This window comes from Pseudarthrobacter sp. NPDC055928 (assembly GCF_042270935.1).
Classification (GTDB): domain Bacteria; phylum Actinomycetota; class Actinomycetes; order Actinomycetales; family Micrococcaceae; genus Arthrobacter.
The window spans coordinates 98,185-121,273 of record NZ_JBHJZH010000001.1 but is presented as its reverse complement, the minus strand read 5'-3'; the positions used below and the strand labels follow the sequence as shown (position 1 = coordinate 121,273).

The 23,089-nt window shown below is 61.5% G+C and carries 24 protein-coding genes; 6 read left to right on the top strand and 18 right to left on the bottom strand.

The window, feature by feature from the left end; all coding sequences use genetic code 11:
- Positions 1 to 35: 35 nt before the first annotated feature.
- The 13 genes from ACFC25_RS00535 to ACFC25_RS00475 form a co-directional block, all read right to left on the bottom strand.
- Positions 36 to 1,058 (bottom strand): pilus assembly protein TadG-related protein, encoded by a 1,023-nt coding sequence (locus ACFC25_RS00535; protein WP_376043149.1) that lies wholly within the window; start codon positions 1,056 to 1,058, stop codon positions 36 to 38.
- A complete protein-coding gene (locus ACFC25_RS00530; protein WP_337346891.1) occupies positions 1,046 to 1,432 on the bottom strand; it encodes a TadE/TadG family type IV pilus assembly protein in 387 nt (128 codons plus the stop codon). The genes ACFC25_RS00535 and ACFC25_RS00530 overlap by 13 nt, the downstream gene beginning before the upstream one ends.
- A 116-nt stretch (positions 1,433 to 1,548) precedes the next feature.
- The gene (locus ACFC25_RS00525) at positions 1,549 to 1,794 is read right to left on the bottom strand and encodes a Flp family type IVb pilin (RefSeq protein ID WP_376043146.1); all 246 of its coding nucleotides are present in this window, start codon (positions 1,792 to 1,794) and stop codon (positions 1,549 to 1,551) included.
- Between the two features lie 305 nt (positions 1,795 to 2,099).
- Positions 2,100 to 2,312, bottom strand: a complete 213-nt coding sequence (locus tag ACFC25_RS00520; protein ID WP_376043143.1) for a Flp family type IVb pilin — start codon at positions 2,310 to 2,312, stop codon at positions 2,100 to 2,102.
- Positions 2,309 to 3,196, bottom strand: a complete 888-nt coding sequence (locus tag ACFC25_RS00515; RefSeq protein WP_376043140.1) for a type II secretion system F family protein — start codon at positions 3,194 to 3,196, stop codon at positions 2,309 to 2,311. Before ACFC25_RS00515 ends, ACFC25_RS00520 begins: the two co-directional genes overlap by 4 nt.
- A gap of 18 nt (positions 3,197 to 3,214) precedes the next feature.
- Positions 3,215 to 4,165: a type II secretion system F family protein gene (locus ACFC25_RS00510; protein WP_376043138.1), complete on the bottom strand. Its 951-nt coding sequence runs from the start codon at positions 4,163 to 4,165 to the stop codon at positions 3,215 to 3,217.
- Between the two features lie 2 nt (positions 4,166 to 4,167).
- Positions 4,168 to 5,670, bottom strand: coding sequence for a CpaF family protein (locus ACFC25_RS00505; RefSeq protein ID WP_376043136.1), 1,503 nt, complete (start codon positions 5,668 to 5,670; stop codon positions 4,168 to 4,170).
- Positions 5,667 to 6,872 (bottom strand): CpaE family protein, encoded by a 1,206-nt coding sequence (locus tag ACFC25_RS00500; RefSeq protein WP_376043133.1) that lies wholly within the window; start codon positions 6,870 to 6,872, stop codon positions 5,667 to 5,669. Before ACFC25_RS00500 ends, ACFC25_RS00505 begins: the two co-directional genes overlap by 4 nt.
- Entirely contained in the window at positions 6,869 to 7,597 is a 729-nt protein-coding gene (locus ACFC25_RS00495; RefSeq protein WP_376043130.1) for a Flp pilus assembly protein CpaB, read from the bottom strand. Before ACFC25_RS00495 ends, ACFC25_RS00500 begins: the two co-directional genes overlap by 4 nt.
- Positions 7,598 to 7,690: 93 nt before the next feature.
- On the bottom strand, positions 7,691 to 8,719 hold the full coding sequence (locus ACFC25_RS00490; RefSeq protein ID WP_376043128.1) for a pilus assembly protein TadG-related protein: 1,029 nt from the start codon (positions 8,717 to 8,719) through the stop codon (positions 7,691 to 7,693).
- Complete coding sequence (locus tag ACFC25_RS00485) at positions 8,707 to 9,096, bottom strand: TadE/TadG family type IV pilus assembly protein (protein ID WP_376043125.1); 390 nt, start codon at positions 9,094 to 9,096, stop codon at positions 8,707 to 8,709. The genes ACFC25_RS00490 and ACFC25_RS00485 overlap by 13 nt, the downstream gene beginning before the upstream one ends.
- A 110-nt stretch (positions 9,097 to 9,206) precedes the next feature.
- Positions 9,207 to 9,422 carry a Flp family type IVb pilin gene (locus tag ACFC25_RS00480; RefSeq protein ID WP_376043123.1) on the bottom strand — a complete coding sequence of 72 codons (216 nt, stop codon included), beginning with the start codon at positions 9,420 to 9,422 and terminating at the stop codon, positions 9,207 to 9,209.
- Between the two features lie 276 nt (positions 9,423 to 9,698).
- Positions 9,699 to 10,364, bottom strand: coding sequence for a prepilin peptidase (locus tag ACFC25_RS00475; RefSeq protein ID WP_376043121.1), 666 nt, complete (start codon positions 10,362 to 10,364; stop codon positions 9,699 to 9,701).
- A 297-nt stretch (positions 10,365 to 10,661) separates the two neighbouring features.
- Here ACFC25_RS00475 and rplM point away from each other — a divergent pair, with 297 nt between their 5' ends.
- Positions 10,662 to 11,105, top strand: a complete 444-nt coding sequence (rplM, locus tag ACFC25_RS00470; protein ID WP_015937805.1) for a 50S ribosomal protein L13 — start codon at positions 10,662 to 10,664, stop codon at positions 11,103 to 11,105.
- 38 nt (positions 11,106 to 11,143) lie between these two features.
- Positions 11,144 to 11,650, top strand: coding sequence for a 30S ribosomal protein S9 (gene rpsI / locus ACFC25_RS00465; RefSeq protein ID WP_050684362.1), 507 nt, complete (start codon positions 11,144 to 11,146; stop codon positions 11,648 to 11,650).
- Between the two features lie 67 nt (positions 11,651 to 11,717).
- Here rpsI and ACFC25_RS00460 read toward each other — a convergent pair whose 3' ends face one another.
- Positions 11,718 to 13,661, bottom strand: coding sequence for a glycosyltransferase family 39 protein (locus ACFC25_RS00460; RefSeq protein ID WP_376043118.1), 1,944 nt, complete (start codon positions 13,659 to 13,661; stop codon positions 11,718 to 11,720).
- Positions 13,658 to 14,884 carry a glycosyltransferase gene (locus ACFC25_RS00455; protein WP_376043115.1) on the bottom strand — a complete coding sequence of 409 codons (1,227 nt, stop codon included), beginning with the start codon at positions 14,882 to 14,884 and terminating at the stop codon, positions 13,658 to 13,660. The genes ACFC25_RS00460 and ACFC25_RS00455 overlap by 4 nt, the downstream gene beginning before the upstream one ends.
- Positions 14,885 to 15,053: 169 nt before the next feature.
- On the opposite strand from ACFC25_RS00455, the gene glmM reads away from it, so the two are divergent.
- On the top strand, positions 15,054 to 16,415 hold the full coding sequence (gene glmM / locus ACFC25_RS00450) for a phosphoglucosamine mutase (RefSeq protein ID WP_376043112.1): 1,362 nt from the start codon (positions 15,054 to 15,056) through the stop codon (positions 16,413 to 16,415).
- 59 nt (positions 16,416 to 16,474) lie between these two features.
- Here the strand turns inward: glmM and mscL are convergent, their stop codons facing one another.
- The 3 genes from mscL to coaA all read right to left on the bottom strand — a co-directional run bounded on the left by mscL (position 16,475) and on the right by coaA (position 18,799).
- The gene (gene mscL, locus ACFC25_RS00445) at positions 16,475 to 16,864 is read right to left on the bottom strand and encodes a large conductance mechanosensitive channel protein MscL (RefSeq protein ID WP_337346907.1); all 390 of its coding nucleotides are present in this window, start codon (positions 16,862 to 16,864) and stop codon (positions 16,475 to 16,477) included.
- 85 nt (positions 16,865 to 16,949) lie between these two features.
- The gene (locus ACFC25_RS00440) at positions 16,950 to 17,828 is read right to left on the bottom strand and encodes a D-alanyl-D-alanine carboxypeptidase family protein (RefSeq protein WP_376043110.1); all 879 of its coding nucleotides are present in this window, start codon (positions 17,826 to 17,828) and stop codon (positions 16,950 to 16,952) included.
- Between the two features lie 5 nt (positions 17,829 to 17,833).
- Positions 17,834 to 18,799 carry a type I pantothenate kinase gene (gene coaA, locus ACFC25_RS00435; RefSeq protein ID WP_337346909.1) on the bottom strand — a complete coding sequence of 322 codons (966 nt, stop codon included), beginning with the start codon at positions 18,797 to 18,799 and terminating at the stop codon, positions 17,834 to 17,836.
- 146 nt (positions 18,800 to 18,945) lie between these two features.
- Here coaA and glmS point away from each other — a divergent pair, with 146 nt between their 5' ends.
- The 3 genes from glmS (at position 18,946) to ACFC25_RS00420 (ending at position 23,024) form a co-directional block, all read left to right on the top strand.
- Complete coding sequence (glmS, locus tag ACFC25_RS00430) at positions 18,946 to 20,838, top strand: glutamine--fructose-6-phosphate transaminase (isomerizing) (protein ID WP_337346910.1); 1,893 nt, start codon at positions 18,946 to 18,948, stop codon at positions 20,836 to 20,838.
- 265 nt (positions 20,839 to 21,103) lie between these two features.
- Entirely contained in the window at positions 21,104 to 21,451 is a 348-nt protein-coding gene (locus ACFC25_RS00425; RefSeq protein WP_011692749.1) for a holo-ACP synthase, read from the top strand.
- Between the two features lie 37 nt (positions 21,452 to 21,488).
- Positions 21,489 to 23,024: an NAD(P)H-hydrate epimerase gene (locus ACFC25_RS00420; RefSeq protein WP_376043106.1), complete on the top strand. Its 1,536-nt coding sequence runs from the start codon at positions 21,489 to 21,491 to the stop codon at positions 23,022 to 23,024.
- The last annotated feature ends 65 nt before the right edge of the window (positions 23,025 to 23,089 follow it).

Here is a 23,089-nt window from a genome sequence, read left to right as displayed (position 1 = left end):
CTCCTGTGTGGTTCGGGATCTTCGTGTTTCATAAACTAACCGCTGATCTCGACGACTCTGGCGCCGTCCGGATTGATGGGTCCCAGGGTGTAACCGTCCGCCAGAGAAACGTATTCGACGAAGGAACCGATGATCCCGCGGCATGGCTCCCGGCATTCAAGGGCGGCAGGGACGTCCGGAAATCTGTTGCGGAATGTGTTGGGAAGCCCGGTGTTGCCTACCTTCCATCCGGCCACCTTGAAGGCGGCGAAGGTAGTCAGCCCGTAGACGGCGCCGGTTCCGGTTCCGGTGACAGAATTGAAGATGGGTAGCAACAGGATGACGTCCTTGCCTGCGTTCATGTCTGCCGCCCAGGAGTTCAGCGTGGCCTCGCAACGAGGAGGGGCGTTGTTGCCGGGATCCCCGCCCGCCGTGCTGGCGGCGATGTCAATGAGAGCGCCGCACCCGGCGGGATCCTGCTGGAGCCCGCCGAAGCCGCCTTCCACTGCGGCCCCTGATGGCCCGTAGAGGCAATCTGGGTTGGCATTTTTACCGTGGAGCTGGAGCAGTTGCATGGTGCCAGCGCTGTTGCGAACCTGGCATATGGAAACCGTGATGGGGAACGGCGCTGGACCCTTCACCGGGGTTCCCCACTGGACGCTAGCGCGTGCGCTGACTTCCGCACTGGAAATACCCAGGGCGTTCGCGAAGAGCAGCGTAACCTTGTTGGGTTCCTCGCCCTGTTGTTGGGCTCCGGCAATCACGTTGACCCGGCGGTTCGCCAGGTCCAGTGCAAGGGACTTTACGTTGCTTTTGCCATCCAGGGCGTTGCCGTTCACAACGGAGGTCGCCAGGGCGGAAGTAGCGGTGCAGTATGGGTCGGCTTCGCTCCTAGCGCATTTCTGGGCCACTGCCAGGGCCGCGGCGTCGGCGCCGTTCTGGAGCTGTGCCTTCTCGGAATAGAGCATCCCAACATCCACAGCGATGGCAGTGAACCCCAGGAGCACCACCATGGAAAGGGCCACAAGCACGCTGATGCCGCCAGATTCGCCGTCCTGCCGTAATTTCAGCCGCCGCACAACATCACTCCTCTGCCTGTCATGGCGAATGGTCCAGCAATTCCGGTCAGGGTGCTGAGCGTGTAGGTCACGGTAACCGTCATTTGGTGTGTTGCGGTGCAAAGTTGGGTCCCGTTGGTGGCACTGAAGGTGATGTTGGCATCAGTAAGGCCGGGGTTGAGGGAAACGGCAGCGTTCTTTGCGGCTGTCCGGGCTGAGGCTTGGTTGTTGGTAACTGCCATGACCCGCACGCCCTCACGGGCCGCGTTGGTCAGGGAGATCTGCGCGTTGTATGCTCGGCCGAACTCCATGATGCCCAGCAGGATCATGATGAGGAATGGTGCCAGGATGGCGAACTCGACAGCCACGGCGCCGCGCTCGGATGCCCTGGGCATGGGTGTCGCCTTTCCGAAAGATGGGTGTCCAAAAACACAAGGTGGCGGCGGCTGGAGACCGCCGCCACCAAGGGACCTGATGCTCGCGCTGCAGATCAGGGACTCTTAGTCGATAGTTACGGGGCGCAGCTGGCTGCCACTGCCGGCGTCGTGCCGACCGCTGGAGCACTGGCGGTGAAGGTGCCGCCGCTGATGGAGCACTGGACCTGAACGAACATTTCATTCAGCGTCCCGCCCAGCAGAGTGACGGCAACAATGATGACGACGGCGATGAGGCCAACCATGATGCCGTATTCGACGGCCGTGGCGCCCTTTTCGTCGCGGTGAAGACGGACGGCGAGGTTGGTGTAAAGAGAAAGCATTTGAGACTCCTGAGCGAGTGGGGGAAAGCTGGTCCAGCACCAGCTCTGACAAGAACATAGCAACGCTTGATGGTCCGTTGACGGGAATTTGCAGCATCCTGTGCTAAGCCTTCCCAACATGCTCTCTTCCTGCGCGTTTCCTTCGCTGGCACTGCGTTGAAGCTTGGAATTGGGACAGCCCGGGCACGCAAGCGGACCCCCTCGGTTCTGGGCGCCGAGGGGGTCCGGTTCTTGGGGCGCCGGGTGAGGGCGCGGGTGGGGCTTGAGCTACGTCATGCGTGATGACGCGGCATGCGCGTCGAGTATCAGGGAATCCCCAGTACGAGTTTTAGGTAGGCAGTCAGTTCGTCGTACCAACCCATCACCTCAAGGCCCAGGACCGTAATCGAGCCCATGGTGATTAGCACGATGAACGACAATAGGATGCCGTACTCGGTCGCGGTGGCTCCCTTTTCATCGGCGAGCCGTCGCACCCATGCTGGAGCTGTTAGTCCACGGTTGGCTGAGCTTCGAGTCACAGCGTGCCCCCCGAGAACAATTCCATGATGCTTATTACAGAGGGTCCAAGAACCACAATGAACAGCGTCGGCAAAATGAAAAAGATCAGTGGAAAAAGCATCTTGACGGGCATTTTCATTGCATGCTCCTCTGCACGCTGTTTCCGTTTAATGCGCATGTCCGACGCTTGGGCCTTGAGTACGCCCGCTATCGCCACACCATAAGCGTCAGCCTGCACGACTGCCCGGATAAAACTACGGACGTCTGGCACATCGACACGTTCCGCCATCGCCAAATAGGCGTCCTTGCGGGAACGTCCCACTTGGATATCCTGAAGCGTCCGGATCAGCTCCTCAGCCAAAGGGCCGCTGCCGTTATTGCCGGCCCGTCCCATCGACATTTCGAAACCCAGTCCAGCTTGAACGGCGATAAGCATCTGGTCCAACGCGTTCGGCAGTTCAATGCGGATCGCTTCCCGCCGCTTCTGCGCTCTGTTTTTGACAAGGATGTCCGGCACGAAGTACGCCAACGTCGTTACGCCGACCATGATCAGGAAATTTTGAGGTGTCGGGGACGTCAGGAAGAACAAGTAGCCGAGTACAGCGCCCGCAAGGGCAAGCATTGGCTTGATCATGATGATCCTAGCCAGCGGCCACTCTTTGGGACGGCCCGCTCCAGCCAGTTGCTTGTCCAACCATCCGGCATAGCCTTTCGGTGTCAGCCTCTGCCCGAGTTCGGTCAGTGTTCCATTGATGCCAAGGCTTTGGCGCTTTGCTTTTGATACCAGGCCGAGATTGGCTTGGATATTGCGTAGCCCCGCCCGGTCACCGGTGAACACCAGGAAAGTCATGATTGTTACCGGTGCCACAATGGCGAGAATTCCGGCGTATGCGATCACTTGCATTTTGTAATCACCTGCTTTCTAGAACTTGGGCTTGACGAGGCTCTTGAGCCAGAGGCCCCCGATGGTCAGGAGGACAATGCCGGCGGCGATCATGGCATAGCCGGGGAGAGTGGTGTAGAAGGTTCTGGAGTACAGGTCGTTGAACATAGTCAGTCCAAAAAACATCAGCACCGGAAGCGACATCAGGACGAGGGCGGACATTCGGCCTTCCGCGCTCAGGGCCCGAATCTGGCCCCGAACCTGATTCCGGTCCCTGACTGTGTCACCCAGGTGGTCAAGCACTTCGGCCAAGTCCCCGCCCACTTCCCGGTGGATTTCGATGGCCTGGGCTATCGCCGCAAAGTCTTCGCTCTGAGTTCGCCGAGCAACATCTGCAAGCGATTCTCCAAGATCCCGCCCGATCCGTGTTTCGTTCAAAATCCGGCTGAGCTCTTCGGACATAGGCGGTTGGCTCTCCTGCGCGGCCGCATCCACCGCACGGAGCAGGCTGTGTCCGGCGCGCAGACCGCCAGCCAACATCTGGAGCGTGTCTGGAACCTGATCATCGAATTGGTGCCGCCGTCGAGCAGCCAACAGGTTTAAGGTGAGGTGGAGTCCAACGGGGGTTAGGAGCGTGAGGAGAAAGGCAGGGGCCAGTCCACCAAGGAAGAACCCAATCACGCCCGCCAGGAGTGTGGCCACGCCTGCCATCAGGAGGTAATCGCCCGGCTCCTTCTTGAGCCCGCACTCGTCCAGACGGTCGCGGCTGAGGACCCGGTTGCCCCTGTCCTTGACGCTCTTATTTAGGGCACCTACTGCGTGGTCCGTCAGCCGGGAAAGCCCTGAGGAATGCTGGATCATGTCCGGCCGACGTCGTGACAGGGGTATGGCTGCAGTGTTCTTGAATGCAACCCACCCCAACAGCAGAACGGCGACATAGACGAGAAACAGCCCAACCACGAATATTGCGGGGGAGACCTCCTGCGGCATCGTTACCGCCCCCTCATCTGAGAGCCGCCAGTTATCGGGGCGCCGAACACTGATGGAGAAATCGGTATTCCCAGTTCGACAAATCGATCTGTGAAACGCGGTCGCACTCCTGTTGGCACCGGTTTGCCCAAGAACCGGCCGTTGGCGTCCACCCCGGCGGAATAGTCGAAAACGAAGGCATCCTGGAGGGTGACCACGTCTCCTTCCATTCCCTGAACCTCGGTGATGTGTGTGACCCTACGGGTGCCATCACGGAGCCGCGAGATGTGGACTATGAGGTTGATGGCGGATGCAACCTGCTCACGAACGGCACGGAGCGGAATGTCCATGCCTGCCATGAGTACCAACGTTTCCAGCCTTGCGATGGCGTCGCGGGGTGTGTTGGCGTGCACTGTCGAGATGGACCCGTCGTGACCGGTGTTCATGGCCTGAAGCATGTCCAGACATTCGCCACCGCGGACTTCACCTACCACGATCCGATCGGGCCGCATACGGAGCGAGTTCCGCACGAGGTCCCGGATGGATACGGCGCCCTTTCCTTCAATGTTTTGAGGCCGGCTCTCCAGACGAACCACGTGGTCCTGCTGGAGCTGGAGTTCAACTGCGTCCTCGATGGTGACGATTCGGTCATCTTCCGGAATGAATGAGGACAAAACATTGAGCAACGTCGTTTTACCGGTGCCAGTTCCGCCGGAAACGATGATATTCATCCTCGCAAGAACGCAAGCCTTGAGAAGCTCAGCCATCTCGGGGGACAGGCTGCCCAGCGCGATCAGATTATTCACAGTCAGGGGGTCCCTGCCGAACTTCCTGATGGTGAGTGCGGGCCCATTGACGGCAAGCGGGGGGATGATGGCGTTGACGCGCGACCCGTCAGCAAGGCGGGCATCGACAAGGGGGGACGATTCGTCGATCCGTCGGCCGACCTTGGAGACGATCCGCTCGATGACCCTGCGTAGGGCATCGTCCGAACTGAACTTCGTGTCAGTCATAAAAAGGCGGCCTTGGCGTTCCACATACACCTGGTCGAACCGGTTGACCATTACTTCCGTGATGGAGGGATCGTCAAGGAACCGCTGGATAGGTCCATGACCGAGAACGTCGTCGATGATCTCCCGGATCAGCCTCTGCCGTTCCGCACCTGAGAGCGGTACCTGCTCCTCGTCCACGACAATTTTCAACTCATCGCGCACAAACTGATGAAGCTCGGCCTCTTCCAGGGACGAGTCAGTGATCCGGGAACCAAGCCGCTCATAGAGTGCTTGGCTGGCTCGTTCCTTGAGCGCGCTCAGGGCTTCGCTGGCCACCGCTGCAGTTTGAGGCATATCCAGGGCGACAACCGCACTCGCGGCAGCTTCGGCTGTCTTAGCCTCCTGGATCTTGCCCAGGGTGGTCGGCGCTGATGCTGCCTGAAAGGCGTCTGCATAGGGGTTGGACTGCTTGGACTCCTTGGCGAGGGGCTTGGCCTCGCCGCGGAGTTGCTGGAACCGGTCAGTGAGGCTCACTGTACTACCGCCCTTCTGTGCAGTTGCTTGTGCGTTCGAGCTTCCCAATCGGGTTTGAACCGGTCCACCAGCTTGCGGAGTCCCTTTGCCGCCGGATCACGGCTGCCGTCCTGAAGGACCGGGATTCCCTTGTTCGTGGAGTAAGGCAGCGACTTGGAGCGTGGCAGGACCACATCCACGGGGGCCCCAATAGTCGCCTCTACGTCTTGGAGGGTCAGTCCGCCGCGACGATCAGCCATGTTCAGTACAACGTGGCGCTGTGCCGGCATAAGGTTCAGTTCGTTGAGGATCTGAAACCCCGTGCGGAGTCCCCGGATGCTTGGAATATCCATTCCGCATATCCACACCGCGTCGGTGGCGTGCTCAAGCGTTGCCAGTACGTGTTCGCCCAGGCCGGGTGCCGTGTCCACGATGATGTAGTGGAACTCCTCCCGGAGTTGAGTGAGCAGGCGCGAGACGTGTTCCGCGGTGATCTTGTCCATCTCCACTGGATTGCGCGGGGCACACAACGCGTAGACGCCGGCAGGATGAACGGTGAGATAGGTCTTCAGGACCATGGAGTCCTGGCTGGCCGCTCCCACCACCGCATCCGTGATGGTGTGTTCGGGCTCAAGCATCAGCCCGCTGGCAACATCGCCAAACTGGAGATCGAGGTCGACGATAACAACACTCATCGGCGCTGCCTTAGCAAGGCCAACCGCAAGGTTGGTAGCGACCGTAGTCTTGCCAACGCCGCCCTTTGGGGACATCACGGCGATAATGCGGCCACCCTCTCCGTGGTCGGCGTGTTCAGAGGTGCCAGGTGCGAGGCCACGGCGGCGGCCTGCCGCAGCAAGGCTTGCCCGTTCCAGCATGACGCGGATGGCATCCGGATCGGCAGCGGGATCGAGCAGGTCGCGGACCCCGGAGCGCATGGCCTTGATGACCACTTCGGACGTTTCGGGTACGACCAATACCACGCTGATTTCCGGGAACTGCAGGTCCATGACCGAAGCAAGCTTCAGGGAGTCGTCTACGGGCAGCCCGGGTCCGAGTATCAGTACCTCGGGTGGCTCCCCGACAAGCTGACGCAAGAAGTCCTGCGGACCTTCCGGAAGATAGTCTGCCTGGAATGTCTGAAGTGAGCCGTGCATCCCCGACGTGGCGAGACGGACTCTTTGGTCGAAGTCACCATTCGGTGTAATGAGTACGAAGCGGCTCATCGGAACAACCTGGTCTTGTCTACGACACCAACGGTGCCTTCGTCGGCGTTGCCAGGTTCTTTAGAAAGGTAGATGCTGCCGAACTCTGTCGCAAAAATGATCCGTTCGGCGTCTGCAGAGTTGCGGGCGATCGTTATCAGGTAGGTTCCGTCGCCTGTTGCTTCCTTCTTGGCCGGCGCAGCCCCGTCAGCTGCAGTGGTTGAGGTGGATTCCGACTTCGCTGCAGTGCCGTTGCTGTACTGCGCGGCCGTAACGAGTACCTTGTGGAAGGTTAGCTGCGTGCCGCTGGACTCGCTGACTACCTCGCCGGTGGCAGCATTGGTTGTGGCATCTTCAAGGGAGATAAATACTCCGGCGGTGTCGCCTGCTTTAAGTATGCCGCCGACCACTCGCTCAATGGGCAGCTTGAGGGTGATCTCCTGCATTCCTTCGGGAACCCGGACCCTTGAGGGGCCGAGCAGAGAATTGGCATCTACCATGCGGGAGGACAGCAACTGCTCCCCTGGCACAAGGGGGACTGCTGTTACTTTGTCCCCAAGATCTTCCAGATTAGTTACGGTGTCCGAAGCCAGCGCCAATTTCGGCACTTCTTTCTGAGCTACCGACGCGGCCAACTTGTCGGCGCTGGTGCCGGCATCCACAGGTTCTTCGACGATGTAGACCGTCTCAGTCTCGGTATCTGCCAAGGCCCGTTTGTCCGCGTTCTGAACGTACATAACCAGCATGACCGTTCCTATGATTGCCACAAGCAGTGCGGCAATGCCTCCCAGTAGGCGTGTTTTCAATTTATTCCCCTTAGAAAATGGATGTTGCCTTTACTAGTTGATGAGCCGGATTTTGGAGGTTCCCAGGTCGACCCCGACTCCGGGAAGGCCACCGCCGGAATCGATGGATACAAATTTGACGAATTGTCCGATGATGCCGCGACACGGATCCGTGCATGAGTCCGCGGGGTCCGTCACATGCGGTGCTTTGTTGTGGAAGGTCCTCGGCTCGGTGTTACCGCCACCGAATTTCCACCCTTGAATGTTGAAGGTCGCGTAACCGCGGATGTGGAACCAACCGCCGGCCCCGGTGCCCCCCGCGTTGTCGTAGACCGGGAAGGTCCCCATTACCGTCCCCCCGCCATTGATCGTGTCCTTCCAGGATTGAATGATTGCGTCGCACGCGGCCGTACTCGGGTAATCTGCGCCAGTGTCAGAGTCTGCGTTGTCGTCGATGTCCGTGGCGGCATGGCAGGCTGAGTCTGTCTGCTCGAGCCAGCCAAACCCACCTGGGATGGTGTGGCCCGCCGTGGACGTGCAGTCGCTCATGCCTGGCTTGTACTTGATTAGCTGAACGTCACCACTCGGCTCTGAACCAGACAAGTCGTACTGACAATCAGAAATCGCCAATGGAAATGCCGAGCCACCTGAGGGAAATTCGAGGCCTGCTGTGGCGTGCGCTCCCACAGTTGCAGGCGGTGCCCCCAGAGCTGCCGAGAACATCTGCCGGAGGAATCCGGCGCCGCTTGTCCCGTCCCGCGTAGTTGTCCTGACGGTGACCTCGTCGTCGACGGACATGTCGACTTCAAATACCGTGGATGATCCATCGTTGGAGTTGCTGTCCGCAAGATCCCCAGCGATGTCTTCGGCTTCATCCTGAGTACAACCTGTCTCGTGACAGGCCTGCATGACAGCTATGGCCCCTGAGTCCGCGCCGTTTTGCAACTGGGCCCTTTCGGCGTAGATCTGGCCGGTATCAACTGCTATGGCGCCGGCACCTATGAGCACCAGCATGAGGACCCCCACCAGGACGCCGGCGGCGCCACGTTCAGATTCAGGCTTCGTTTTAGTCAGCCACCGCATCGCATTGCTCCTACTCCAACTAAGGTGACACCGCTGCCAAATATGCCGGTCAGGGTGTCTGCGGTATATGAAATTTCCACGGTGACAGTTCCGTCGGCTACACAAGCCGTGGGAGTGAACGTGTAGGCGAAGGTGTCGGTCTCCAGACCGGGAGCCCCATGTGCCGCTGCAAGCTCGGCTTCATCCTGATCGTTGGTGATGGCCATTGTCCGGGCCGCTTCCCGAGCCGCCTGCGTGACGGAAATTTGAAGATTGAAGGCATGCGAAAATTCGACGATGCCGGCAATGAGAGCCAGGAGAATTGGTGCTACGAGTGCAAACTCGACAGCAACGGCGCCGCGGTTACGCTCTTCGGCACGGGATACGCTGCGTTTCAATGGGTCCCCCTGTGATCTTGCAGCCGGTAAGGGTGAAGAAAGAAGAGAGAACTGTGCCGCGCCCGCGTTGTGCGGACGCGGCACATGATCTGCTCTGACGATTGTGGCGACTAAGGTGCTGCGGTGACCCAGGTGCCAACCTCAACACCGAGGTCGGAGAACCAGTCACTGAGCGCCTGGCCAAAGAGCGCTGCACCGACGATGATGGCAAAGGCCACAAACGCGATAAGCAGCGAGTATTCTGTGGCTGTCGCACCCTTTTCGGAGGAGAGACGATCCTTGATGCCGGCGATGAAAGCAGTCATAGAGACCATGAGAGAAGTCATTTTAATTTCCTTAATTCGATGAAATGGATTTGGATACTTTCAACGAATTTCCAGCTGCCCCCATAATTCCTTAGCGGCTGGACTTCGCTAAGAAAAGATTGGCACTGACGTTTTACCGCAACAATGCGTAGCGGTACTCGACTTTATTGGAGGCGTTTTCATTGCGTACTCGGAAAGTGACCGCGAGTACTCGCACAGAAAGAGGCCCGTGCCGGCTGACTACTTAGATGCGCCGGCGCAGCTGCCACTACGGCGTAGGGTGTCCAGGATTCGCAACTAGAACATGAACAGCGCTACGCCTGCCGTGGCGGCAAGCATCGAAGGGCCGTGTGGCACTTCAGACGGACGTTTCGAGCGGTTCCTGTGTACCAGCAGAAATGTGACCATCCCGTTCAGGATGAAGCCGGCTAGGCCGCCGTACAGCAGTTGACCCCAGCCTAGGTATCCCAAGTAGAGGCCCACCGGCGCTGCGAACTTGACGTCGCCCATTCCCATGCCGTTTGGCGAAATTAGGGCCAAAAACATGTAGGTGACGAACAGGACTGCCGCGCCGGCCGCAGCGCGAACCAAGTCACTCCACTCTTCTCTGCCCACTGCGGCCGCAATAAGGCCAAGGAACCCGCCTAATAAGAGTGCTAAAACCAAGGGGTTCGGAAGCAAATGCAGCGAAATATCAATTCTGGCCAGCTGCGCACCCAGAACCGCTAGCAATATGAAAGCCGGTAGTCCGGGTTCGAGCCCGAACCGGAAAGCGAAGGCCGCGCAGAGGAGGCCCGTGACAATCGCCGTTGTGATCCTGGTGCGGATGGCTGGAAGAGATCCGAGTCGGGGAAGAAGCTGGAAAATGAGCCGGTCCGCCACGGGGGAGAGAATGAGTCCCAGGAGCCCAGCGCCGGCCACCAACAGCGGACCTGTCGAACCGGTTTCGCCCAAAGAAATCACAGTGTCCCCCTGCATGTGTCAGGCCGGCTGGCTGCGAATGAGCGTCCGGCTATCCCATTTTGACCCTGGAGCATGCTTCAAGCTAATATTGGTAGTCGTTGTGCGTGTCCTATCTCGATGATGCGTGCCCGCTTGAGAATCCGGTTGCAGGATAACTACTCAACGAGCACATTCGGGACTTCAGGATGACTGGTTACATGGAGCCCTCACCTCTGTTCCGGTAGCGCATAGATAGTAGGTGCACACGCTTGAGTGACACCTAAACAAGAACGCCAGAACAAGAACGAGGCAAAAACCGTGCGTACGTACACCCCGAAGCCCGGCGATATCAACCGCCAGTGGCACGTCATTGACGCCACAGACGTTGTCCTTGGTCGTCTTGCCAGCCAGACCGCAATCCTGCTGCGCGGCAAGCACAAGGCCACCTTTGCATCCCACATGGACATGGGCGACTTCGTCATCATCATCAACGCTGAGAAGGTAGCCCTGACCGGCGCCAAGCTGGAGCAGAAGCGCGCATACCGCCACTCCGGCTACCCGGGCGGCCTGACCTCCGTCAACTACGCGGAACTCCTGGAATCAAACCCGGTCCGCGCCGTTGAGAAGGCCATCAAGGGCATGCTCCCCAAGAACTCCCTCGCTGCCCAGCAGCTGGGCAAGCTGAAGGTTTACCGCGGTGCAGAGCACCCGCACGCCGCCCAGCAGCCCAAGACTTTCGAAATCACCCAGGTCGCCCAGTAGTCCTGGCCACCAAACAACTTATCTATACAAGGAGAACCGTGGCTCAGAACGAAGAGACCACCGAAGCCGTTGAGGCTGAGGAAACCCTGACCAGCTACACCTCTGAAAGCTCAGCTGCAGACGCCGCTGCGCCGAAGAAGGAACGTCCGGCCCTGACCGTCGCCGGCGCAGCAGTTGGCCGCCGCAAGGAAGCCGTTGCCCGTGTCCGCGTTGTACCGGGTTCCGGCAAGTGGACCATCAATGGCCGCGCGCTGGACAACTACTTCCCGAACAAGCTGCACCAGCAGGACGTCAACGAGCCCTTCAAGATCCTGGATCTCGAAGGCGCCTACGACGTCATTGCACGCATCCACGGCGGTGGCATTTCCGGCCAGGCCGGCGCACTGCGTCTCGGCATCGCCCGTTCACTGAACGAGATCGACGTCGAGAACAACCGCGCCACGCTGAAGAAGGCCGGTTACCTCTCACGTGACGCCCGCGTCATCGAGCGTAAGAAGGCCGGTCTCAAGAAGGCCCGTAAGGCTCAGCAGTACTCCAAGCGCTAAATCCGCTTTTGGAAGCCCGTCCCGCCATCGGCGGGGCGGGCTTCCTCTTTTTAAAGCGAGTGGATCGTCAAGGCAAAGGGATGGACCGCATGTCATAAACGACTTGCTCTCCGACTTCGACGGCAACGAAGTGGGCGCGAATCCACTCCACGATCTTTTCGGTCTCGCTTCCCATAGCCTGCTCCCGTAGAAGCTCAGGTTGGTCGATGAAGAGCCCAATGCGGCCTTCGGCGGCAAGTTTCTTGAACTGGTCCAAGGTCGGTGCGGGGTCGAGCCCAAGCCATCCTCCCAGGGCCGCGACCGGTCTTCGGGATTCAAGCTGGTATAGCGCCGCGTTTTGCGCGGTCACGGTCATAGCGGCCCAGGTCACTGTAGGGCCGTCGATGCCGCCCAGTCGTTGTACGAGCTCGGGACTTGGTGGGGCACCGAAGGCCAAGTGCAGACTCCGAAGGTCCTCGCCGCGCAGTGCAGCTTCGAAGCGTTTTGACAAGGATCCCTCAACCGCCGAGGACGGCCCTGATAGCGGGTTGGTCCCGCCCTGCGGTGTGTTGATCGTGTACAGGTTGGTCATGGCTGGGCCAATGAGCAGCGAGGCTGCAACGGGCAGAAGAATTGCGATCTTGCGGTTTATTGGCAGCCACCACAGCACGCCGGCGACTACAGCAGTAGCGGGTACCGCCAGCTGCCATCCAGGGGGCCAGCTGTGACTGTACTCCAGGATCCGACTTGCCAGATAGCCGGTTGCCCCTATGACAACTGATCCCATGAGCCGGGAAACGGGCCGGCCGCGTGCGTTCCACAGCTGCAGAAGCCCGAGCGGAAGCACCACCGCCATTGGGGCTGCAAATGAGAACGTGTAGTAGGAATGAACCATCGTTCCGGCCATAGTCAAGACTGCGACTACTGTCAGGAGCCAGGTCGAAGCAATGAGGGCTGTTGGTGAGTATCTCTGCGGCCCAGATGCGCCTTTCAGAACCAGTATGACCACGGCACACGCGAGAGAAGGAAATAGCAGCCACGCGGCCTCTGGCGCGAAATCCGCACTGAATAGTCGTGCGAGACCGGCCTTGAAGGTGCCGAAAAGAGACGCGGATTCGGAGGGCACGGCCACTCCGTCCTGGTTCGTAAACTGCGCGAACCGCGCGAGTCCGTTATAGCCCGTAGTAAGTTGCAGGGCGCTGTTCCCTGCTGATCCGCCAACGTACGGACGTTGCGATGCGGGCGTCAGTTCGACCGCAACCATCCACCAGCCGCCGGTGACCAGGAGCATCCCCAGCGCTCCGGCGAGGCGGGCCGCCCGTCGCTTCAGCGAGCCTGAACCTGTGACGGCAACACCTATGATCAAGCTCGGAACGACCAATAGGGCTTGAACCTGCTTGGCCATAACGGCGAACCCCAACAGCGCTCCGGCAAATAAGAACCATCGCCAACGGCCATTTCCTATGGCCTTGACCGTGCAATAGACGCTGGCAACCACCAGCAGCCCCATGAGCGGCTCTGGGTTGTTGAACCGGGACATAAGCACAACTACGGGAGTAGACGCATAAACAGCTGCCCCGAAGAGCGCTGGAGCAGCGCTATGATTCGTGCGGATGATCTTGTAGATGAGCCACGTAGTAGCGATGCCCATACACACCTGCGGCAGCAGGATACTCCATGAACTAAGTCCGAAGATTCTGACAGACAGACCCATCACCCAAACGCTCAGGGGCGTTTTGTCGATAGTGACGAGGTTTCCGGCATCTGCTGAACCGAAGAACCAAGCCTTCCAGTCGGCGGCTCCGGCCTGCGCCGCAGCAGAATAGTAAGGATTAGCCCAGCCATTCTTATCCAAATTCCAGGCATAGAGAATGGCCGTGATCCCCAGGATGGCAAACAGGAAAGTTCGTTCGATCCTTGGGGCGTTCCGGGGATCCCTCAGGATCGCAGCGAATGAGCCAAGGCGTTGCTGCTTCAGTCTGGCCGCAATGTTCCTTTGGGTTGAGCCGACCACTATGGATTCGGCACTCAAATGGATACCTGTGCCGACAAAATGGTGCCATGCCCGTGCTGGCGGCGAACGCGGAACACCCAGACTCGGAGAAGTGCAAATCGAATCAGAGTTGCGAAGACATTAGCCGCCGTAAGCGTCAGGAGTTCAGTGCTCGCGTCGGTGTGGGCGCTTACCGAATGAAGCAGGAGTAGCGACGAAGATGTAATGCTCCACGCCAGAAGGAACACAACGAGCCCTTGGAATTGCTGGGTAAACAGTTTCACCGGTCCGCTGATTCCGAAAGTAAATTTCCGGTTGGCCGAAGTGTTTCCCACCGCCGTCAGGAGCAGGGCCAGGAAGTTGGCCTCTTGAGCACCGAAAGGGCCCTGAAGAATCAAAAAGAGGAACGCGAAGGCCAGAGTCGAAACCACTCCAACAAGGCCAAATCGGATCACTTGGCCGAAATAGCTTGGCCTGACAGGAGGCACGAGCGGTCGCCGCCCAAGTTCCGCGTAGATTGCTTGAACAGGTATAGATCCTTTCACCAATGACCCTGCGACACGGACCAGCCCGCGGATGTCGTCCATGGCTGTCTGTTTAACATCCACGCGGCTGTCCGGGTCATCAACCCAGTCCACGGGGATTTCGTGAATGCGAAGTCCTGAGCGTTCGGCGATGATCAACAATTCCGTGTCAAAGAACCAGCCGTTGTCTTCCACGTGCGGGAGCAAGCGATGGGCGACATCGGCGCGAAGCGCCTTGAATCCGCACTGGGCATCGGAAAACCGTACCTGCATTGTGCGCCTAAGCAGAAGATTGTAAGACCGCGAAATGAATTCCCGTTTCGGCCCGCGGCTTACCCGCGAGCTTTGGCCGAGACGCGTTCCGATTGAAATATCGGAATGCCCCGACAGCAGGGGAGCCACCAGAGGAGGCAGCGCTGCGAGGTCTGTCGAAAGGTCCACGTCCATGTAGGCGAGGACTTTCGCTTCCGAGGCGCTCCAAGCATCCCGTAAGGCGAACCCCCGCCCCTTAGCCTCAAGACGTCGGTATCCCACATTCGGGAATTTGTCGCTGAGTCGGGCTGCAATCGCCGGAGTTCGATCCGTGCTGGCATTGTCGGCGATGGTAATTTTCCATGTCGAAGGCATTTCAAGCGTCAGATATTCGGCGAGCCTTGAGATGCTGTTTTCGAGTACGGCTTCCTCGTTGAAAACCGGTACTACAATTTCGAGCGCCAAGCCCCCATAGCTAGGTGTCATGCAAGGAATCGTAGGGTGCCGGAAAGGCCCTGGGCGAGGCTTTTTGGCAAAGACAGGTACAGCCCAGAAGAACCAAGTAGTCCTCGTGGCGTGCCCGGCCGGCGGACAGGTAGTGGGGGCTGGACAGCAGGTAGGCAGGCCCGGAGCCCCCATCCTCTAGACTTGACCGGTGTCTAGATTATTTGGAACAGATGGTGTCCGGGGCCTGGCTAATGGTCTGCTCACAGCGGAGCTGGCGATGCAGCTGGCCCAGGCGGCCGCCGTCGTACTGGGCCATGACCGCAATACAAACGGCAGCCGGCCCCGTGCCGTCGTAGCCCGGGACCCGCGTGCGAGCGGCGAGTTCATCGCCGCAGCCGTCGAGGCGGGGCTCTCCAGCTCCGGCATCGATGTCTACGATGCCGGCGTGCTCCCGACGCCGGCTGCGGCCTACCTTGTGGCTGACCTGGACGCCGACTTCGGCGTGATGATTTCCGCGTCCCATAACCCGGCGCCCGACAATGGCATCAAGTTCTTTGCCCGAGGCGGCCAGAAGCTCCCGGACGACGTCGAGGATGCCATCGAGGCGCAGATGAACAGCGAGCCGGTTCGCCCCGTAGGCGCCGAGGTGGGCCGGATTCAGCGGTTCTCCGATGCGGAGGACCGTTACATCGTGCACCTGCTGCGCACGCTGCCGCACCGCTTGGACGGTATCAAGGTGGTCTTGGACTGCGCGCACGGCGCCGCCAGCGGCTGCTCGCCCCAGGTCTTTAAGGACGCCGGCGCGGACGTTGTGGTCATCGGCGCGGATCCCGACGGCCACAACATCAACGACGGCGTCGGCTCCACGCACCTTGGCCCGCTCAAGGAAGCCGTGGTGAAGCATGGTGCGCACCTGGGTATCGCGCACGACGGCGACGCCGACCGCTGCCTTGCCGTGGACCATGAAGGCAACGAAGTAGACGGCGACCAGATCATGGCCATCCTCGCCGTGGCACTGAAGGCGGCTGGGAAGCTCAAGGACGATGTCTTGGTGGCCACGGTCATGAGCAACCTCGGCCTGAAGATTGCCCTCCGCGAAGCAGGCATCAGCATCCGCGAGACAGCAGTGGGGGACCGGTACGTCCTCGAAAGCATGCGCGAAGGCGGTTACAACCTCGGTGGCGAACAGTCCGGGCACGTGATCTTCGCCGACCACGCCACCACCGGTGACGGCGTGCTTACTGGTTTGCAGCTAGCCGCCCAAATCGCCATGACTGGCCGTCCACTCAAGCAGCTTGCCACGGTTATGACCAAGCTCCCGCAGGTCCTTATCAACGTCCGCGGCGTGGACCGGACCCGTGTCCACAGCTCTGAAACCCTTGCGGCGTCAGTGGCCGTCGCAGAGGCTGAACTCGGCGATACCGGACGCGTCCTGCTTCGCCCCTCAGGCACTGAGCCCGTGGTCCGGGTCATGGTGGAGGCAGGTGACGAGGCGACGGCACAGTCCATCGCCGAGCGCCTCGCACAGGTGGTCCGCACGGAGCTCGCACTGGAACTCGTCACAGACTGATCCCAGAGACAACAAAGCGGCCCTTCCGTCCGGAAGGGCCGCTTTGTTGTAGGAGAAACCTAGTTGGACCGGCTCTGCAGCGAATCCCGGATCTCTGTCAGCAGGGCGATCTGCGGGTCTTCGGCCGCTTCTTCCTTAACGTCCTTATCGATTCCCAGCCGGCGGTTGCGGCGTTCAATCATGTGGTTCATCGGAAGGACCACCACAAAGTAGATGGCGGAGGCGATCAGGAGGAAGGAAATGATGGAGGAGATGACGGATCCATACATGAATCCCTCCCACTGCATTTCCTCAATGCCCTTGGCACTGAACAGACGTCCGATCAGTGGCGTGAGCAGGCCTTCGACAATCGAGGTGACGACGGCGCCGAAGGCGGCGCCCATCACTACTGCGACGGCAAGGTCAACGACATTGCCCTTCATAATGAAATTCTTGAATCCGGTGAGCATAGGATCCAAGCTAGCGCAGGCGGGTTAGCCCCCGGTGACAGGAGTGTTAATTTGTGGCCGCGTGTCGGGAACCAAACGACCTGGTTCAGGGATACCCCGGCGCAGCCTCCACACCGAAGTACTCCTCCAGCGTGCTGATGCCACGGTTGGCCATGTCCGTGGCGGCCTCGACGCCGATGTACCGCAGGTGCCACGGCTCGTAGTAGTACCCGGTGATCGGGTGGAACATCCACGGATACCTGACGATGAAGCCGAACCGGTGGCCGTTGGCCCTGACCCAGACCGCGGCCGGTTGGTCCGCGAAGCAGGGCTGGAAGCCGCACGCCCCGCCGCCGTCGCCGATGTCGAAGGACCAGCCCGTTTGGTGCTCTGAATACCCAGGCCTCGCGCTGGCGGTGTCCGCGTCGGCCTGCCCCCGTGCCGCCACGTACCCGTTGTACGTGGCCACCTGCGTGCTGTAGGAACGGTAGCCGCTCGCCAGGGTGATGCTGACCCCGTCCTGCGCAGCCGCAGCGAACATTGCTTCCGCGGCTGCCGCCGTCGTGCTGTTCAGAAGGGCGGCTTCCCCGGACACACTGACCCGGACGTTGGGCTGCACCAGGTCCGCGGGAATGTACTCGGCCGGAACCAAAGGGCGGTGTTTGTTGACCACCAGCCAGGGACTGGCGGGATCGGTCAGCGAGAACTGCCGCGGGAGTGTGGCAGCCGGAGAGGGCGCAACCGGCGCCTCCGGCACTGGCTCAACTGCCGCCGTCGGACTTTCAGAAGTGGCAACCGCGACGGGCGAAGGGGAAGCTGCAGGAGGGAGGGTGGTGGACGACGACGGCGGCACCTGGGCGGGTGCGTCGGGTGTGCAGGCTGCCAGTACGGTCAGCCCTGCACCGGCTGCAAGGAACCGGGCAAAGCTGCGCCGGCTCGTGCCAGCCGCAGGCGTGCCGTCGAGAGCCGAACAGTCGTGGCACATGCGTGCTAGACCTTGCGCAGGAGCATACGGCGGATGGAATGGTCAGCGTCCTTGGACAGCACCAGCTGCGCGCGGCCGCGCGTCGGGAGGACATTTTCCTCCAGGTTGGGCTCGTTGATGCGCTTCCAGATATCCCGGGCTGTACGCTCGGCCTCGGCTTCGGAGAGCGTCGCATACCGGTGGAAGTAGGATTCCGGCTGCGCGAACGCCGTGCTCTGGAGCTTGCGGAACCGCTCCACATACCACTCCTCGATGTAGGACGTCGGGGCGTCCACATAGATCGAAAAGTCGAAGAAGTCGCTCAGGGCAAGCCCTTGGCGGCCGTCGTGGCGCGGGCGGGCCGGGGCGAGGACGTTCAGGCCCTCCACGATGAGCACGTCCGGGCGGCGGACCACCACTTCCTTGTCCGGAACGATGTCGTACGTGACGTGGGAGTACCAAGGAGCCCGGACTTCCTCCGCGCCGCCCTTGATCTCGCTGACGAACCGCAACAGCGCCCGCCGGTCATACGACTCCGGGAAGCCCTTTCGCTCCAGCAGCTGGCGCCGCTTGAGCTCGGCCAGGGGGTAGAGGAACCCGTCAGTGGTAATCAGTTCCACATTGGGCGTCCCCGGCCAGCGCCGGAGCATCTCGCGGAGTACACGGGCGATGGTCGACTTGCCTACCGCGACTGAGCCGGCGACGCCGATGACAAAAGGAGTGCGCTGGGTCTGTTCGCCCAGGAAAGTGGTGGTGGCGGCGTGAAGCTGGCCGGCCGCTTCGACATACAGGTGGAGGAGGCGGGACAACGGCAGATAGACCTCGCGGACCTCCTTCATATCCAGGGGATCGCCGAGGCCACGCAGACGGACAATATCCTCCTCATTCAGAGGCTGTTCCATCTGGGCTGCGAGCCGGGACCAGGTTTGCCGGTCCAGCTCAACGAACGGGGAGACACCTTCGCCGTTCGCTTCATTGCGTTGCACTGTCACTTTAGAGATTCTGCCCTTCACGCGGCTGAGAGCGAAATGCAAGACACGGCCGTCCGCTTCCACGGCCATGCAGTCGGCGCCCGTAGCTGGCTTGCCGGGCCCTATCAGTTACGGATCTCCTTGCGGCTGCCGATAAGCTGGAGCTTATGTGTGGAATCGTAGGATATGTAGGCCGTTCGACTGGCCAGGGAATTGCCGGTCACAGTGCGCTGGATGTAGTCCTCGAAGGATTGCGCCGCCTTGAGTACCGGGGTTACGACTCCGCGGGAGTGGCTGTTGTAGCAGACGGCGTCATCTCGTCCCGCAAGAAGTCCGGAAAGCTGAGCAACCTCCTTGATGAGCTTCAGGCCCATCCGCTGCCGGAAACGCTGACCGGCATCGGCCACACGCGCTGGGCCACTCACGGCGGCCCGACGGACCAGAATGCCCACCCGCACCTGTCGGACGGCGGCAAGCTGGCCCTGATCCACAACGGCATCATCGAAAACTTCGCCGAGCTCAAGCTGGAGCTGCTGGCTAAGGGCGTCACCTTCGCTTCCGAGACGGACACCGAAGTGGCCGCCGCACTCCTTGGTGACATCTTCCGCACCAAGCTTCACGGCGATACCAGCAACGGCGGCCTGACCAAGGCCATGCAGCTCGCCTGCCAGCGCCTCGAGGGTGCCTTCACGCTCCTTGCCGTCCACGCCGACCAGCCGGACGTCGTGGTTGCCGCCCGCCGCAACTCGCCGCTGGTGGTTGGCCTGGGCGACGGCGAGAACTTCCTTGGTTCCGACGTCTCCGGCTTCATCGATTACACCCGCCGCGCGGTGGAGCTGGGCCAGGACCAGATCGTCACCATCACCGCCGATACCGTGGAGATCACCGATTTCTTCGGCAACTTCGCCGCCGGCAAGGAATACCACGTTGACTGGGACCCCGCCTCGGCTGAAAAGGGCGGTTACAGCTCCTTCATGGAGAAGGAGATCAACGACCAGCCCGACGCCGTGGCGCAGACCCTGCTGGGCCGCTCGGACATCAACGGCAAGTTGACCCTGGACGAAATCCGCATCGACGTCGAGCTGCTGAAACAGGTCAACAAGATCATCGTCCTGGCCTGCGGCACCGCTGCCTACGCCGGCACCGTGGCCAAGTACGCCATCGAGAACTGGTGCCGGATCCCCACGGAAGTGGAGCTTGCCCACGAGTTCCGCTACCGCGATCCGATCCTGGACGCCAACACGCTGGTGGTTTCGATCAGCCAGTCCGGGGAAACCATGGACACCCTGATGGCCGTCCGCTACGCCCGGGAGCAGGGCGCCAAGACCATCTCGATCTGCAACACCAACGGGTCCACTATCCCGCGCGAATCAGATGCTGTGCTGTACACCCACGCGGGTCCGGAAATTGCAGTGGCCTCCACGAAGGCTTTCCTGGCCCAGATCACCGCCGCTTACCTGCTCGGCCTGTACCTCGCGCAGCTGCGTGGCAACATCTTCTCCGGGCAGATCAAGGACGTCCTGGCAGACCTGTCCAAGATCCCCGCGAAGATCCAGACCATCCTGGACAACTCAGGACCGCTCCGCGAACTGGCCCGCAGCATGAAGGACGAGAAATCCGTCCTGTTCCTGGGACGCCACGTGGGTTACCCGGTTGCCTTGGAAGGCGCGCTCAAGCTCAAGGAAATCGCGTACATCCACGCCGAGGGTTTTGCCGCCGGTGAGCTGAAGCACGGCCCCATCGCCCTCATCGACAAAGGCCAACCGGTCTTCGTAGTGGTCCCCTCGCCGCGCGGCCGTGATTCCCTGCACGCCAAGGTTGTCAGCAACATCCAGGAAGTCCGCGCCCGGGGTGCCCGCACGCTGGTTGTGGCTGAAGAAGGCGACGAGGCCGTGAAGGCTTACGCCGAGCACGTCTTCTACGTTCCGGAGACGCCCACGCTGTTGATGCCCCTCCTCACCACGGTTCCGCTGCAGATCTTCGCCCTGGAACTCGCCTCGGCCAAGGGGTACGACGTAGACCAGCCACGCAACCTGGCCAAGAGCGTCACCGTAGAGTAACCGCAGGCTGAACGTCAGCAAGTCGGTTGATTCCCACAGAACGCCCCGGGCCAGTTGCCCGGGGCGTTCTGCGTTCGTGCCTGTTCCTAACGGGTTTGCGTAACTATTACCGGTACTCAAACAGGGGCCGCCCGGAATCACGGGGTACCCTCTGCGCGGGAGGTCCAAAAGTGACGCATTTGCGCAGGTCCCGGTGCCGCTCAGGACCCGGCATGCCGGGCACGGCGCACCGGGAGGCCAAGAGCGTCACCGTAGAATAAGCCGCATGATTGTTGGCATAGGCGTAGACGTTGTAGACATCGAGCGGTTCGGCCGTCAGCTTGAACGCACCCCCGGGCTGCGGGACCGGTTGTTTGTCCCCGCGGAGCGGGAGCTGAACACCCGGTCCCTGGCAGCGAGGTTCGCAGCCAAGGAGGCTGTGGCCAAGGTCCTCGGCGCCCCGGCCGGCATGAACTGGCAGGACTGCTGGATCGGCCTGGACCAGAACGGGCCCACCATCCAGGTCAAGGGCACTGTGCTTGCGGTGGCTGAGTCCAAGGGTGTCAAGCGCTGGCACCTCTCGATGAGTCACGACGGCGGGATAGCCACGGCCACTGTCCTGGCTGAAGGCTGAGAGCCTCAAGGCTCAACGGGCCTGCGGACCTGACGCCATGATCAGCGCCTACACCGGAACCCAGATCAGGGAAGCCGAACAGCCACTGCTGGCCTCAGGCCTGGGGGCTGCCCTCATGCAGCGCGCCTCGCACGGCCTCGCCAACGCGGTGGTCCGCGAGCTGCAGGCCCGGGGCCAGCGGCTCTACGGAGCCAGCGTGGCTGTCCTGGCGGGCAAGGGAAACAATGGCGGCGACGGTCTCTTCGCCGCTTCCTTCCTCGCAGCCCGGGGAATGCGTACGACGGCGGTACTCACCGCTGATTCGGCGCACCCGGAGGCGCTGGCTGCTTTTGAGCGTGCCGGCGGCCGCGTCCACTGGCTCACCGACGCGACGCTTAGCCAGCTGACCGCCGAAACGGGGCGCGCCGACGTCGTGATCGATGCTGTCCTGGGGACGGGCGCCCAAGGAGGGCTCCGCGGAACGCCGGCGGCACTGGTGGCCGCGCTGTCCGGCCAACACGCCCCCCTTGTGGTGGCCTGCGACGTGCCCAGTGGGGTTGACGCCGACACCGGCGAGGTCCACGGCCCGGTACTGTCCGCCGGCCTGACCGTCACCTTCGGGGCCGCGAAAGCAGGGCTGCTGGCCGATCCCGGGGCGGACCACGCCGGCCGCCTTGAGGTGATCCCGATCGGAATCGAAGAGCAGCTCCCATGGCCGGCCCTGCATCGGCTCGAAACCGCCGACCTGGCGCGGCTCCTCCCGCAGCCCGCCCGGCGATCCCACAAATATTCGCGCGGCGTCCTGGGCGTGGTGGCCGGATCCGCCACCTATCCCGGAGCGGCCGTACTGGCCTGCCGGGGTGCCCTGGCCGCGGGCGTGGGCATGGTGCGGTACCTCGGCCCGCCCGAGGTGGCCCACTTGGTCCGGCAGTCCTGTCCCGAGGTGGTGTGCGGCACCGGATCGGTGGCCAGCACCCATGTCCAGGCCTGGCTGGTGGGCTCCGGAATGGGCCCGGATGACCACGAACAGCTCCAGCGCGCGCGTGACGCCGTGGACTCGGGGCTGCCCACTATCGCCGATGCCGGCGCCCTCCCCGGCCTGCCACTGATCCTTGCCCCTCAGGTGGTCCTCACGCCCCATGCCGGCGAACTGGCGTCCCTGCTGCAGCGGCTGGATGCTGACCATCCATACTCGGGGCGCGCCGCGGTGGAGGCGAACACTCTTGGGGCCGTCCGGCTGGCCGCGGGGCTTACGGAGGCCACTGTCCTCCTCAAAGGCGCCACCACCCTGGTGGCGTCCCCCTTCCAGGACTTCTACAGCCAGGCGGACGGCACGCCCTGGCTTGCCTCCGCAGGCAGCGGCGATGTCCTGGCCGGAATCATTGGTGCGCTGCTCGCACAGCTGGGGCCCGACGTCGGCCATTTCCGTGATGCGGGCATCGATCCGGACGAACGCTGGGCTGCCATTGCCGCCCTGGCTGCGAGCCTGCACGGCCGCGCTGGAGCCGCTGCGTCCGGGGGCGGGCCACTGACGTCCGGCCGGATCGCGGATGCCTTACCTGCAGCTTGGGGTAAAGTCAGCATGCTTAGTTAATAGGTGGCCGGAAACGTAACAGTCACAGCCACCCGTTACGGTAGGCATAGGTTTTGCACGGCGGC